Raw genomic sequence first — 12,334 nt, 5'->3', positions numbered from 1 at the left:
GGCAGGTGGTCAGCATGATCGGCCAGATCGCCAGCCAGACCAACCTGCTGGCGCTCAACGCGACGATCGAGGCGGCACGCGCCGGCGAGGCGGGCAAGGGCTTCGCGGTGGTGGCGAGCGAGGTCAAGGCGCTGTCCAACCAGACCGCCCAGGCCACCGAGCAGATCACCGCCCAGATCGCCGCCATCCAGGCCGAGACCGGGCACGCCGTCGATAGCTTCGGCCGGGTGCGGCAGGTGATCACCTCGGTCAACGGGATTTCCTCCAGCATCGCCGCCGCCATCGAGGAGCAGACCGCCGTCACCGGCGAGATGACCCGGAGCGTGGCCGGCGTGTCCAGCGACATGGCGCGCGTCAACGGAAGCATCGGCGAGGTGACGATGAACGCCATCCGTTCCGGGGCCGGGGCCATCGACGTGATGTGGTCGGCCGAAAGCCTGAAGGAAGCGTCCGACCGCCTCGACCGCGCCGCCTCCTCCTTCCTGTCGCGCATCCGCGCTTGAGCACCGGGAGTACCCTGCGATGAGCCTGAGCCATTCCCTGCGCCAGGAGGGCGGCGCCCTCGTCGTCGCCCTGTCCGGATCCTTCACCTTCAGCGAGCACAACGCGTTCCGCAAGGTGATCGAGGAGGTCACCGCCACCCAGCCCAAGCGGGTGACCGTCGATCTGGAGAAGCTGAACCGGGTCGATTCCGCGGGGCTCAGCATGCTGGTCCTGCTGCGCGACCGGGTCGGCAAGGGCGGTGGCACGGTGCAGCTCCGCCGGCCGCCGGCGCAGGTTGCCCGCATCCTGGATGTCGTCGATTTCAGCCAACTCTTCGAGATCCTGCGCTGAGCGAAGGCTGACGCGCCCATGCCCATCGACCGGGCCATCGCCTGGGGTGCCCGGCCACCCGAGATGGTGCCGCCCTCCGCCCCCCTGGGAACCGTCCATCTCGACCCCGAACTGCAGGGGACGGGGAACGGCGCCCTGCCCTGGCCATGGCCGCCCCGGCGGGCACTGCTGGCACTGGCCCTCGCCGCCCGCACCGTGGCCGGCGGCCTGCTGCCGGACCAGCTCACCCGCTGGGGACGGGCGCACGGGCTGTGGGCGGAGGATGCGGCCGCCGCGGTGGAGACGGCCCTGGCCGAGGCGCTGGCCAACGCGGTGGTGCATGGCTGCCTGGGGCTGCCGGGGATGGCCGCCTTCCAGCCGGACCCGCAGGCCTATTTCGATGCGGTCGATGCCGGGCTGGCGGACGACCGGCTCGCCCGGCGCCCGGTGTTCCTGGTGGTCCGCCGCTGCGTCCGCCTCACCGTGGTGCATGTCGCCGACCGCGGCGCCGGCTTCCGTCCGGCCGTATCCGGGTTGGCCGTATCCGGGTTGGCCCTAACCGGGTCGGGCGTGGCCGGAGCGGTGTCCGGACGCGGCTTGGCCCTCATCCGCGGCCTGACGCGGCGGATGCGCCTGTCCGATGGCGGCCGGCGCATCAGCCTGTCCTTCCTGCGTGTGGAGCGTGAACCATGAGCGCCGTCGATTCGCTGCCGCACGGCGCCATGGAGCAGGCGGTCATCCTGATCGCCGACGACCATCCCATCAACCGCAGCCTGATCGTCACCGCGCTCGGCAAGGCGGGTTTCCGCCGGCTGCTGGTGGCCGGGGACGGCTGCGAGGCGCTGACCATCGCCGAGGCCAGCGTGCCCGACTGCATCGTGCTGGACATCATGATGCCGCAGATGGACGGCTGGACCGTCTGCCGCACCCTGCGCGCCGACCCGCGCTTCCGCCATGTGCCGATCATCGTGCAGTCCGCCCTGTCCAGCGCGGAGGACCGGCGCATGGCCTTCGCGCTCGGCGCCTCGGACATGGTGACCAAGCCCTTCGACCCGCAGGAGCTGATCGCCCGCGTGCGCGTGCACGTCGCCAACCGCCTCTTGTCGACCGGCCTGCTCGCCTACCGGGAGCGGCTGAACAGCGAGTTGCAGGAGGCCCGCGCGGTGGCGGAGGCGCTGCTGCCCGAGCCCGACGATCTGGCGGTGCTCGCCGGCTGCGGCCTGGCGGTGGATTTCCACCACCGTTCCAGCTCGGAGGTGGGCGGCGACTATTTCGGCGCCTGGCCGGCCAGCGGGGGCCGGGTGGCCCTGTTCGTCGGCGACGTGTCGGGCCACGGGGTGTCGGCCGCCCTGCGCGCCTTCCGGCTGAACGCGCTTCTGGTCCCCTCCCCGCCCTTCATCGGCGACCTGCGTGCCGCCGCCGCCCATCTCGACGACCGGCTGCACCGCTTCGGCCAGCGCGAGGCGCAGTTCGTGGCCGGCACGCTGGTGCTCTACGATCCCGGTCAGGGCAACCTGCGCTATCTGGGTGCCGGCCTGCGCGACGGCATGATCCTGCGCGCCGGGGGCGGCATCGAGCTGCTGCCCTTGTCCGGCATGCCGTTCGGCCTGACCCCTGGCCTGACGCGGCCGGTGCGCGAGGGGGTGCTGGCCCCCGGCGACACGCTGCTGCTCTACACCGACGCGCTGGTGGAAAGCGCCGAGGCCGCCGGCGCCCCCACCGGCGAGGGCGATCTGGTTCAGTGGGTGGCGCGCACCTTGGACCGCATCGGGCGCCATGAACCGGAACGGCTGGCGACGCGCATCGCCACCGCCTTCCTGGCCGACTTCGCGGCCGGCGTGCAGGACGATCTGCTGGTGGTCAGCGCCCACGCGCTGCCGGCCCCCTGAGGCGCTGCCGGCCCCGGCCAAGGACCCCACCCGGCGTCCGGCGGTTGTCAGATGTGCGGACGATCCTCTGGTCGGAGGTCGGGGCTGGTGCGATGATCACGCCGGCCTTTCCTCCGACCAGACCGGACCCCCGTTCGATGCGGTTTGCCGCCAACCTCTCGATGATGTTCACCGAGCGCCCCTTCGTGGAGCGTTTCGCCGCCGCCGCCGCCGGCGGCTTCGACGCGGTGGAGTTCCTGTTCCCCTACGAGGAGCCGGCGGAACGGCTGCGCGACCTGCTCGACGCGCACGGGCTGACCCAGGCGCTGTTCAACCTGCCGCCCGGCGACTGGGCGGCGGGCGAGCGCGGCATCGCCGCCCTGCCCGGCCGCGAGGCGGAGTTCCGCGAGGGGGTCGTACGCGCGCTGGCGTACGCGCGTACGCTGGGATGCGACCGGCTGCACTGCATGTCCGGGCTGGTGCCTGCGGGGACGGAGCGCGAGGCGCTGCTGCCGGTCTACACCGCCAACCTCCGCTGGGCCGCGGCGGCCTGCGCCGACGCCGGCGTGACGCTGCTGGTCGAGCCGATCAACGGGCGCGACATGCCCGGCTACCTGATGAACACCACCGCGCTGGCCCGCCGGGTCATCGAGGAGGTCGGGGCTGAGAATCTGCGCCTGCAGCTCGACCTCTACCACGCCCAGATCAGCGAGGGCGACCTCGCCACCCGCATCCGCGCCAACGCCGACCTCACCGCCCACGTGCAGATCGCCGGCGTGCCGGAGCGGCACGAGCCGGACACGGGCGAGGTCAACTATCCCTACCTGCTCGGCGTGCTGGCGGAAACCGGCTACCGCGGCTTCATCGGCGGCGAGTACCGCCCGCGTGGCCGCACCGAGGACGGGCTGGGCTGGCTGGCCGCGTGGCGCGCGCTGGTGCCGGACACCGCGGGACGGTAGCGCGGATCATGGATTTCCTGGGTCTGTTGTCGGCGATTCTGGCGGTCGTCGCACCGGTGATGATCGTCGCCGCCGTCGGCTTCGCCTGGATCCGCGGCGGGCTGCCCTATGACAACGCCTTCATCACCACCTTCGCCATCAGCCTGTCGACACCGTGCCTGGTGTTCACCGCGCTGGCCCGCGCGCGCATCGACCATGGCGAGTTGCTGGCGGTGACGACGGCCGCGGCCCTCTGCATGGCGGGTGCGGCGCTGGTCTCCTGGCCGCTGCTCGCCGCGGCGGGGCTGCGGCGCAGCGTCTATCTGCCGGCCATGGCCTTCCCCAACGCCGGCAACCTGGGCATCCCCATCTGCCTGTTCGCCTTCGGCGAGCTGGGGCTGAGCTACGCGGTGCTGTTCATGGCGGTGCTGGCGGTCGCCCAGTTCACCATCGGCCCGGCCGTGGCGGCGGGACGACCCGACCTGCGGATGCTGGCGCGCACGCCGGTGCTCTACGCCGTGGCCGCCGGGCTGGCCGTCCAGCTGGGCGGGTTGCATATCCCGGTCTGGTTGGGCAACACCACGAAGATCCTGGGCGACTGCGCGGTGCCGCTGATGCTGTTCTCGCTGGGGGTGGCGCTGGCCCGGCTGCGGCTGGGCGGGGCGCTGCGGGTGATGGCGGTGTCGGCACTGCGCATCGGGCTGGGGGCGCTGGTGGGGGTCGCCGTGACCTGGGCGATGGGGCTGGAGGGCGTGCTGCGCGGCGTGGTCATCGTGGAAAGCGCCATGCCGGTGGCCGTCTTCAACTATCTCTGGGCGTTGCGCTACAACAATGGACCGGAGGAGGTGGCGGGCATGGTCATGGGCTCGACCGTGCTGTCCTTCCTCACCCTGCCGCTGCTGCTGGCGGTCTTGCTGTAGGGCTGCAGGGCCACCGCACACCCGGATCAGCCGCGGTAGGGCGAAGTTTCGATCGCGGCGTTCAGGTCCTTGTAGAAGGACGAATCCGGTTTGAGCTTGTCCGTGGCCCCCTCGGGCTTCGCCGGCCGCTTTCCCAGATACCAGTGAACGAGGTTCAGCAGCCGCGTGAGGTCGCCCCGCTCCACCGCCGCTTCCAAGGTGCGCAGCGCATCCTTGGTCTGCTTGCTCTGATTGAAATGCCGGCGCTGGCGATACTTGGTGATCGCCTGGCGCACCAGCGCCGGCAGCGTCGGCCCCTGATCGTCGCGGCCCGGCACATACTCGATGATGAATTCCGGATACATGAACTGCGAGCGCTTGACCGCGAACTCGTTGGTCCAGCAGCCGGTCTGGAACATATTGTACCAGCTCGTGACGTCGTAACCCTTGGTGTAGACGGAATGATGTTCGGGCTTGTCATGGAAGGCGGTGCGCCGATACTTCTTCTGGTCGAGCAGGTGGCGCGCCATGAACTTGTGGTCGATGCGGCCGAGCAGGACGCGGGCGAGGATGGCGTAGCGCGAGTGCTGGCGCCCGTCCTCGCGCCGGCACCCGCATTCATAGTCCAGGCATTTCGGACAGGCACCATAGGTCATGGTCTTGCCGAAGCTGTCCGAGAAATAGGTCGCCTGCCCCGAAAACCCGTAGGCGTGCGGCTTGGTGATGCGGATCACCCCGGACATGTTGTCGAAGTTGTTGGTGTCGATCCCCAGATCCGGCCGGAAGCCGCCGACGACGATGTAACCCATCTTCTCTTCGGTGGTGCCGTGGAACAGCAGGCACTCGCCGATGTTGCGGTCGATCTCCGGGAGGTTGGCGAGCGCGCAGGCGGAATCGGTGCGGTGCGGGGCCGACCAGGTGACGTGGCTGGCAAAGCCCGCGCGCAGCGCGTTGCCGTCGCGGGGGAAGGCCGCCAGCAGCCCGTCGCGCGTCTTGCTGTACCACTGCCACAGGGGAAGGTTCCGCACCACGCGGATGCTGCGGATCGTGATGGGCTGGGAGCGCGGCGGCTGGGGGCCGCCGTCCTGCCCTTCGCGCAGGCGGCGCTCGGCGGCGGCGCGGATCAGGGGGGTGGATTTCGGGTCGCGGGTCAGATCGCCGGCCCGGTTCATGCGTGTGATCTCGCGAAGCGAGGACTGGGCCGGCTTGGCCAGGATGCAATGATCGATGTAGCCCTTGATGCAGCGGTGGGCTTCGGTGGAGGGGTCGAGCGGCGCCCAATACTGGTGCGAATCGGTCGCCTCGTCGATTTCCGAGAGGTCGATGGCTTCCTTGGTGGCGATTCTCGTCCAGCCGGTTCCCGGCCAATAATCCGGCGTGGTCACCATTCCTGCCCCCCATCGGCGGCGACCGCCGCCCACCCCTACCGATGGGGGGATGAGGCCGGATGCATCTGGGGATCGTCAAGCCGGATCATACGTGCTCGAAACCCCGCACCCGGCCGAACATCAGAACTGGCGGCCGGGCAGCAGATGCTGGGCCACGGCGTTGTTCAGGTCGGTGTTGCGGAAGGGCTTGACCAGAAGCGGGCGCTGCCGGTGCCCTTCGGGAAGCGCGTCCACCCCGTGTCCGGTGGTGAAGACGAAGGGAACGCCACGGGCGGCGAGCGCGTCGGCGACCGCGTCCACCCGCTCGCCACGCAGGCTGACGTCCAGCAGAGCGCCGTCGAAACCGCCCTGCTCGACCAGCCCCAGCGCTTTCGCCACGGTCGGCGCCGGCCCGACCACGCGGATGCCCAGGGTGACCAGCAGGTCCTCGACGGCCAGGGCGACCAGCGGCTCATCCTCGACGACCAGAATGGTCGGCCCCAGGGGCGTTCGTTCGGGCATCGGGCGGCTCTCACTCTCCACGACAGCAATGGATCAAGCGGGAGTCCGCCGCCGGCCGACGGACAGGACGCTCCACCATTCCTGAACCAAAGGCCAGCAATTGGTTCCTCCGATAACCATTACCGGTGCGCAAACAAATCGCAATCCACTTTTCGTCAGAACAGCCGCGTCCCGTCCCGTCCTCCGCCGCCCGACCTCTCACCAAGGGAGTCGGCAGTCCGCGCCGGCTGCAACCGATGCAACATCTCCATTCATATCCTGCTCGCGAAACATGGTTTGGGGCCGTCGCCCCGCATCGGGGCCCGATTATGGGCGCGGCGGCCATGGACACAAGCGGGCAGATCGCTCACCCTCCACAACCACGTCAAAAAATCTCCGGCTGAGCCACCGGACGGCCGACTTGGACAGTCTCACCCCGGCACCCGGCCATCCCGGCGGCCGAGCCTCCAGCGCCGCCACAAGGCGCTCCCCACCGGCCACAGCAGCACCGTGATCGTCACCACGCCCAGCGTGGCCGAGATCGGCCGCTCGAAGAACACCAGCGGATCGCCGTCCGCCTTGATCATGGAGGTGACGAAGGTCTCCTCCAGCATGCTGCCGAGCACCAGCCCCAGGATCGCCGGTGCCACCGGAAAGCCGTTCTCCTCCAGCAGGAAGGCGGCGACTCCGAACACCAGCATCAACAGCACGCCGAATACGGTGTTGTTGATGGCGAAGGATCCCACCACGCAGAACACCAGGATCACCGGCATCAGGATGTTGCGCGGCACCCGCAGGATGTTCGCCGACAGGCGGATGGCGGCCCAGCCCAGCGGCACCATGATCAGGTTCGCCAGGATGAAGACCAGGAAGATGGCGTAGATGTTCTGCGGGTTGTTGAGGAACAGCGACGGGCCGGGGTTCAGCCCCTTCATGTACAGCACGCCGATGGCGATCGCCGTGATCGAGTCGCCGGGGATGCCGAAGACCAGCGCCGGGATCCAGGCGCCGGCCAGCGCGCTGTTGTTGGCGGCACCGCTCTCCACAATGCCCTCGATGTGGCCGGTGCCGAACTTCTCCGGCTCGCGCGAGAAACGCTTGCTCATGGCGTAGGACAGCCAGGAGGCCATGTCCGCCCCGGCCCCCGGCTGGATGCCGATGACGGTGCCGAACAGGCTGCCGCGCAGGATGCCCATCTTGTAGCGCCGGGCGGTGGCGCCGATCCCTTCGAAGACGCCGCTCAGCCGGCCCTGCACCATGCGCAGCGGCGGGTCGGTATCGACGCAGAAGCGCAGCACCTCCGACACCGCGAACATGCCGACCATCACCGGGATCAGGCTGATGCCGCCCATCAGCTCGGCGTTGCCCAGCGTGAAGCGCGGATAGCCCGCCGGGTTGTCCAACCCGACGCAAGCCACCAGAAGCCCCAGGATCAGCATGATCAGAGCCTTGACCACGTTGGCGCTGCCGATGAACACCGCCGCCGACAGGCCCAGCACCACCAGCCAGAAATACTCGAAGGAGGAGAATTTCAGCGCCACCTCGGCCAGCGCCGGGGCGCCGACGATCAGCACCGCGGTGCCGATCAGCCCGCCGATGGCGGAGAACACCAGCCCAGCGCCCAGCGCCTGATGCCCCCGCCCCTTCAGCGTCATGGCGTAGGCCTCGTCGGTGTAGGCGGCCGAGGCCGGGGTGCCGGGGATGCGCAGCAGGGCCCCCGGAATGTCGCCGGAAAAGATCGCCATCGCCGTCGCCGTGACGATCGCCGCGATGGCCGGAATCGGATCCATGAAGAAGGTGATCGGCACCAACAGCGCGGTGGCCATGGTGGCGGTCAGACCGGGAATCGCCCCCACCGCCATGCCGAAGACCGCGGACGCCAGGATGACCAGCAGGACCTGCGGCTGGAAGACCAGCTGGGCGGCCAGCAGCGCGTTGTGGATCAGGTCGGGCATGCGGTCGCTCCCCTCACCACGCGATGCCTTGCAGCCAGCCCCAGGGGAGCGGCACCCGCAGCAGCTTGTAGAAGACGAAATGGATGACCAGGGTCGCCACCAGCGCCACCGGCAGCACCAGCAGCGGTCGCACGTCGAGCGCCAGGAACAGCGCCGACAGGATCAGCAGCGACAGCGGGATGAAGCCCACCGTGTCGGAGGCCGCCACATAGAGCGCCAGCCCGCCGACCACCAGCCCGACGTTGAGCAGATGGCGCGGCGAGCGCAGCCACGCCCCGGGTGACACCCAGGCGGCGCGGCGGTCCTGCAGACCGCGCACCACCAGCACCGCCGAGCATACCAGCAGGAGGCCCGCCAGCAGGGAGGGAAAGGCCGCCGGCCCGATGTCCTGGCCGGGGATGGTCGGGTAATCCTTCACCGCGAACAGCACCACCAGCGCCAGCAACGCCAGCAGGGCGCCGCTCAACGCGTCGTTCACCTTCATGACGCGCCCCCCTCCCCGCGAGACCGTCCCGGCCTTACTTTGCCAGCCCGATGGCCTTCATGATGGAGCCGAGGTCGGCGTCGCTCTTGGCCATGAAGGCGGCGTAGTCCTGCGGCCCCATCCACGCCGCGCTGAACCCGCGCTGTGCCATGAAGTCTTTGAACTCCTTGCTCTCATGCGCCTTCTTGATGGAGGCGACGAGCTTCTCGGCGATCTCCGGCGGCAGGCCCTTGGGGCCGCCGATGCCGCGCCAGGTGCCGACCGCGAAATCGACCCCCAGCGCCTCCTTGATGGTCGGCACGTCGGGGGCGGACGGGCTGCGCTGGGCATCCATGATCAGCAGGTTGCGGACCTTGCCGGCATCGACCATCGACTTGGCCTCCGGCAGCGACACGCTGGTGATCTGGATGCCGGACGCCACGAGATCCTGCAGCGCCGGGGCGGAGCCCTGGCTCGGCACCCACTGGACGCTGTTGGGATCGGCCCCGGCGGCCGACATCATGCCGGCGGCGGCGAGATGCCAGATGCCGCCCTGGCCGGTGCCCGACGCCTTCAGCCGCTTGCCTTCCTTGGCCGCCGCGACCACGTCCTTCGCGGTCTTGAACGGGCTGTCGGCGGCGACCTGGAGGCCGGCCGGGTCGACATTCACCAGGGCCAGCGGCGTGTAGTCCTTGTGGGTGAGCGGGGTCAGGTTGACCCAATGCATCATGTTGATCTCGATGGTCACCATGCCGACCGTGTAGCCGTCGGCCGGGGCCGACGCGATCGCCTGATGGCCGACCACGCCGCTGCCGCCGGTGCGGTTCACCACATTGACCGGCTGGCCCAGATCCTTCTCCATCAGGGTGGCAAGCGTGCGCGCCACCGCGTCGGTGCCGCCGCCGGCACCCCACGGGACGATGAAGGTGATCGGCCGCTCGGGCCAGGCGGCCTCGGCCGGAGCCAGGGGCAGCGCCGCGGCGGCGGCCAGCAGGGCGGCGCCGAGCGCGGCGCGGATCGTGGACATCCTCGACATGGTGTTCCCTCCTTGGTTTCTTTTGAATCCGTGATGCGTCGTGTCCGGGACTGTGGGTCCGGCCCGTCAGGGCATCAGCGAACCGCCGTTGACCTCGACCACCTGGCCGGTGACATAGCCGCTGAGCGTGTCGGAGGCGAGGTAGAGATAGGCGCCGACGCAATCCTCGCCGGTGCCCGCCCGCGCCATGGGGATGCCGCGGGTCATCGCCTCCATCTGCGCCGGCGTGCTGTGGCGCTCGTGGAAGGCGGTGGCGATCAGGCCGGGCGCCACCGCGTTGACGCGGATGCCGTCGCCGACCAGCTCGCGGGCGAGGCCGCGGGTGAAGGTGCTGACGAATCCCTTGGACGCGGCGTAGAGCACCGCCCCCGGGCCGCCGCCATTGCGGGCGGCGACCGAGCTGGTGTTGATGATGAAGCCGCCGCCGGCCCGCCGCATCCAGGGCACCACCGCGCGCGAGGCGTTGATCACCTGGCGGATGTTGAGGTCGACCACCTCGTCGATCAGCGCGTCGTCGCTGGTCTCGACGGGGCAGCGCCGCACCATGCCGCCAGCGTTGTTGACCAGCCCGTCGATGCCGCCGAAGCGGGCGGCGACCTCCTCCACCAGCCGGTCGGCCGCGCCCCGCGCGGCGACGTCGGCCTGGAAGGACTCGGCCTCGCCACCGGCGGCACGGATCCGGTCCAGCACCTCCTGCGCCGCCTCGGCGCTGGCGTTGTAGTGCACCGCCACGCGCGCGCCCTGGGCCGCGAAGGCCTCCGCGACCGCGGCACCAATCCCGGTCGAGGAACCGGTGACCAGCACCGACTTTCCGGACAGATCGGGAATCCTGATCATCCTCTGCTCTTCCCTGCTCACCGATACGGCGGGGTGGATTGTTTGTCCGTCCCGCGAACTGTTGTGCGTTGACTGATATACTAGTATGACCTAAAAACCAAGAAGGAATTGCGCCCCCCGAGGCACAGCGAGGACAGCATGAAGACCGAGATCCGACAGGCCCAACATCCCGAAAACGCCAAGGCCCTGGACACCGCCGGCCTGCGCCGGCACTTCCTGGTGGAGACGCTGTTCGAGCCCGGCGCCATCACCTTCACCTACAGCCATGTCGACCGGCTGATGATCGGCGGAGCGGCGCCCCTGGCCGAGTCGCTGGAGCTGACCGCGCCGCCGGCCATCGGCACCGCCAGCTTCCTGGCGCGGCGCGAGCTGGGGGCCTTCAACGTCGGCGGCCCCGGCCGGGTGCTGGTGGACGGGCAGACCCACGAGCTCGACACGCGCGACGCCATCTACATCGGCATGGGTGCCGAGGGCGTGCGGTTCGAGAGCGTGGACGCCGCCAACCCCGCCCGCTTCTACATCCTCAGCACGCCGGCCCACCGCCGCTGCGAGACCCGGCTGATCAAGCGGGCCGAGGCGAAGACCATGCATGTCGGCGACATCACCAACTCCAACAAGCGGGTGATCGCCCAATACATCCTGCCCGGCGTGTGCGACAGCTGCCAGCTGGTGATGGGCATGACCCAGCTCGAACCCGGCAACATGTGGAACACCATGCCCTGCCACGTGCACGACCGGCGGTCGGAGGTGTATTTCTACTTCGACCTCAAGGAGCCGGCCCGCGTCTTCCACTTCATGGGTGAGCCGCAGGAGACCCGGCACGTCGTGGTCGCCAACGAGCAGGCGGTGATCTCGCCGGGCTGGTCGATCCACTCCGGAGTCGGCACCGGCGCCTACACCTTCATTTGGGGCATGGGCGGCGACAACCAGGATTACACGGACATGGACATGGTCCGCATGGAGGATCTGCGGTAACGCAGCCGCCACGGACGCACGAAAAACCCGCCGGACCCCAAGGTCCGGCGGGTTTTTTATTGGGGCGGAGCGATGGGGGGGCTCAGATGCGCCGGCTGGTCGGGCGCCGTTCCACCACGAAGCTGGGGCGTTCCCCCTGGGAACGGCCGGCCTGCGGGCGGGGCGAATAGCCGGACCCGCCGTGATCGCCGCCGGGCAGGTCGCGCACCCGGAAGATACCGCGGTCGACGGGGAGGCTTTCCGCCAGCACGACGACCGAATTCAAAGAAAGGGCGTCACCCTCTCCTGGTGCACCGAAGGGACGCAGGCGTCCGGATTCGAGAAAGGTTCGGACCTCGTCCGCGCTGCAGTCGAGCCAGCGGGCGGCCTGTTCCGTGGTCAGGGGCTGGTCGCGCATGGTCCTTCCTCCCGTGTTGCCGGCCCCATCATACCCGCAGCGGCGGTGAAGGGAACGCACATTCCATCGAAAACGCATCCCGGATGGCCGTCTTACGGCACGGCGCGAGTGTAGCAGTCCGCACCGCCGAATGCATGCCCGTTCTGCAAAACACACCAGCGCCGCGCACGATGCCCGTGCGCGGCGCTGGTGTGACCAGGATGAGGAGGGAAATTTCTAGCGAGGCAGCGGTTGAGTGAGTGGTTTTGGAAGTGATGCGCCCTGGTGACCTGGCGGCGACCTACT

The 12,334-nt window shown here is 69.5% G+C and carries 14 protein-coding genes; 7 read left to right on the top strand and 7 right to left on the bottom strand.

What is annotated here, in order from left to right:
- The 6 genes from HL658_RS31845 to HL658_RS31820 all read left to right on the top strand — a co-directional run.
- Positions 1 to 503: methyl-accepting chemotaxis protein (locus HL658_RS31845; RefSeq protein ID WP_281378929.1), on the top strand; the 503-nt coding region annotated here is incomplete at its 5' end.
- Between the two features lie 19 nt (positions 504 to 522).
- Complete coding sequence (locus HL658_RS31840) at positions 523 to 834, top strand: STAS domain-containing protein (protein WP_180284898.1); 312 nt, start codon at positions 523 to 525, stop codon at positions 832 to 834.
- A gap of 18 nt (positions 835 to 852) precedes the next feature.
- Positions 853 to 1,506: an ATP-binding protein gene (locus HL658_RS31835; RefSeq protein ID WP_180284899.1), complete on the top strand. Its 654-nt coding sequence runs from the start codon at positions 853 to 855 to the stop codon at positions 1,504 to 1,506.
- On the top strand, positions 1,503 to 2,702 hold the full coding sequence (locus HL658_RS31830) for a PP2C family protein-serine/threonine phosphatase (protein WP_180284900.1): 1,200 nt from the start codon (positions 1,503 to 1,505) through the stop codon (positions 2,700 to 2,702). Before HL658_RS31835 ends, HL658_RS31830 begins: the two co-directional genes overlap by 4 nt.
- Positions 2,703 to 2,839: 137 nt before the next feature.
- Positions 2,840 to 3,640 (top strand): 2-oxo-tetronate isomerase, encoded by an 801-nt coding sequence (gene otnI, locus HL658_RS31825; RefSeq protein WP_180284901.1) that lies wholly within the window; start codon positions 2,840 to 2,842, stop codon positions 3,638 to 3,640.
- 8 nt (positions 3,641 to 3,648) lie between these two features.
- Positions 3,649 to 4,539, top strand: coding sequence for an AEC family transporter (locus HL658_RS31820; protein WP_180284902.1), 891 nt, complete (start codon positions 3,649 to 3,651; stop codon positions 4,537 to 4,539).
- A gap of 26 nt (positions 4,540 to 4,565) precedes the next feature.
- Here HL658_RS31820 and HL658_RS31815 read toward each other — a convergent pair whose 3' ends face one another.
- The 6 genes from HL658_RS31815 to HL658_RS31790 all read right to left on the bottom strand — a co-directional run bounded on the left by HL658_RS31815 (position 4,566) and on the right by HL658_RS31790 (position 10,677).
- Positions 4,566 to 5,906 (bottom strand): PARP domain-containing protein, encoded by a 1,341-nt coding sequence (locus HL658_RS31815; RefSeq protein WP_180284903.1) that lies wholly within the window; start codon positions 5,904 to 5,906, stop codon positions 4,566 to 4,568.
- Positions 5,907 to 6,026: 120 nt separating this feature from the next.
- Positions 6,027 to 6,407 carry a response regulator gene (locus HL658_RS31810; protein WP_180284904.1) on the bottom strand — a complete coding sequence of 127 codons (381 nt, stop codon included), beginning with the start codon at positions 6,405 to 6,407 and terminating at the stop codon, positions 6,027 to 6,029.
- A gap of 410 nt (positions 6,408 to 6,817) precedes the next feature.
- Positions 6,818 to 8,341, bottom strand: coding sequence for a tripartite tricarboxylate transporter permease (locus HL658_RS31805; protein WP_180284905.1), 1,524 nt, complete (start codon positions 8,339 to 8,341; stop codon positions 6,818 to 6,820).
- A gap of 13 nt (positions 8,342 to 8,354) precedes the next feature.
- Entirely contained in the window at positions 8,355 to 8,825 is a 471-nt protein-coding gene (locus HL658_RS31800; RefSeq protein ID WP_180284906.1) for a tripartite tricarboxylate transporter TctB family protein, read from the bottom strand.
- A 34-nt stretch (positions 8,826 to 8,859) separates the two neighbouring features.
- Positions 8,860 to 9,840 carry a tripartite tricarboxylate transporter substrate binding protein gene (locus HL658_RS31795; RefSeq protein ID WP_180284907.1) on the bottom strand — a complete coding sequence of 327 codons (981 nt, stop codon included), beginning with the start codon at positions 9,838 to 9,840 and terminating at the stop codon, positions 8,860 to 8,862.
- 66 nt (positions 9,841 to 9,906) lie between these two features.
- Positions 9,907 to 10,677, bottom strand: a complete 771-nt coding sequence (locus tag HL658_RS31790) for an SDR family NAD(P)-dependent oxidoreductase (RefSeq protein ID WP_180284908.1) — start codon at positions 10,675 to 10,677, stop codon at positions 9,907 to 9,909.
- Positions 10,678 to 10,815: 138 nt separating this feature from the next.
- On the opposite strand from HL658_RS31790, the gene kduI reads away from it, so the two are divergent.
- A complete protein-coding gene (gene kduI / locus HL658_RS31785; RefSeq protein ID WP_180284909.1) occupies positions 10,816 to 11,652 on the top strand; it encodes a 5-dehydro-4-deoxy-D-glucuronate isomerase in 837 nt (278 codons plus the stop codon).
- 82 nt (positions 11,653 to 11,734) lie between these two features.
- Here the strand turns inward: kduI and HL658_RS31780 are convergent, their stop codons facing one another.
- Positions 11,735 to 12,049 (bottom strand): MerR family transcriptional regulator, encoded by a 315-nt coding sequence (locus HL658_RS31780; protein WP_180284910.1) that lies wholly within the window; start codon positions 12,047 to 12,049, stop codon positions 11,735 to 11,737.
- Positions 12,050 to 12,334: the final 285 nt, after the last annotated feature.

It is taken from the genome of Azospirillum oleiclasticum, from assembly GCF_013423485.1.
Classification (GTDB): Bacteria; Pseudomonadota; Alphaproteobacteria; order Azospirillales; family Azospirillaceae; genus Azospirillum; species Azospirillum oleiclasticum.
Note: the sequence above shows the minus strand (reverse complement) of the source record. Positions and strands in the feature narration are given on the sequence as shown.

Bases quoted from the DNA above. Each gene is read 5' to 3' on its own strand.
- HL658_RS31840 (WP_180284898.1), top strand. From the start codon at position 523: ATGAGCCTGAGCCATTCCCTGCGCCAGGAGGGCGGCGCCCTCGTCGTC.
- kduI (WP_180284909.1), top strand. From the start codon at position 10,816: ATGAAGACCGAGATCCGACAGGCCCAACATCCCGAAAACGCCAAGGCC.
- HL658_RS31790 (WP_180284908.1), bottom strand. From the start codon at position 10,677: ATGATCAGGATTCCCGATCTGTCCGGAAAGTCGGTGCTGGTCACCGGT.
- HL658_RS31805 (WP_180284905.1), bottom strand. From the start codon at position 8,341: ATGCCCGACCTGATCCACAACGCGCTGCTGGCCGCCCAGCTGGTCTTC.
- HL658_RS31780 (WP_180284910.1), bottom strand. From the start codon at position 12,049: ATGCGCGACCAGCCCCTGACCACGGAACAGGCCGCCCGCTGGCTCGAC.
- HL658_RS31800 (WP_180284906.1), bottom strand. From the start codon at position 8,825: ATGAAGGTGAACGACGCGTTGAGCGGCGCCCTGCTGGCGTTGCTGGCG.
- HL658_RS31820 (WP_180284902.1), top strand. From the start codon at position 3,649: ATGGATTTCCTGGGTCTGTTGTCGGCGATTCTGGCGGTCGTCGCACCG.
- HL658_RS31815 (WP_180284903.1), bottom strand. From the start codon at position 5,906: ATGGTGACCACGCCGGATTATTGGCCGGGAACCGGCTGGACGAGAATC.
- otnI (WP_180284901.1), top strand. From the start codon at position 2,840: ATGCGGTTTGCCGCCAACCTCTCGATGATGTTCACCGAGCGCCCCTTC.
- HL658_RS31835 (WP_180284899.1), top strand. From the start codon at position 853: ATGCCCATCGACCGGGCCATCGCCTGGGGTGCCCGGCCACCCGAGATG.
- HL658_RS31795 (WP_180284907.1), bottom strand. From the start codon at position 9,840: ATGTCGAGGATGTCCACGATCCGCGCCGCGCTCGGCGCCGCCCTGCTG.
- HL658_RS31810 (WP_180284904.1), bottom strand. From the start codon at position 6,407: ATGCCCGAACGAACGCCCCTGGGGCCGACCATTCTGGTCGTCGAGGAT.
- HL658_RS31830 (WP_180284900.1), top strand. From the start codon at position 1,503: ATGAGCGCCGTCGATTCGCTGCCGCACGGCGCCATGGAGCAGGCGGTC.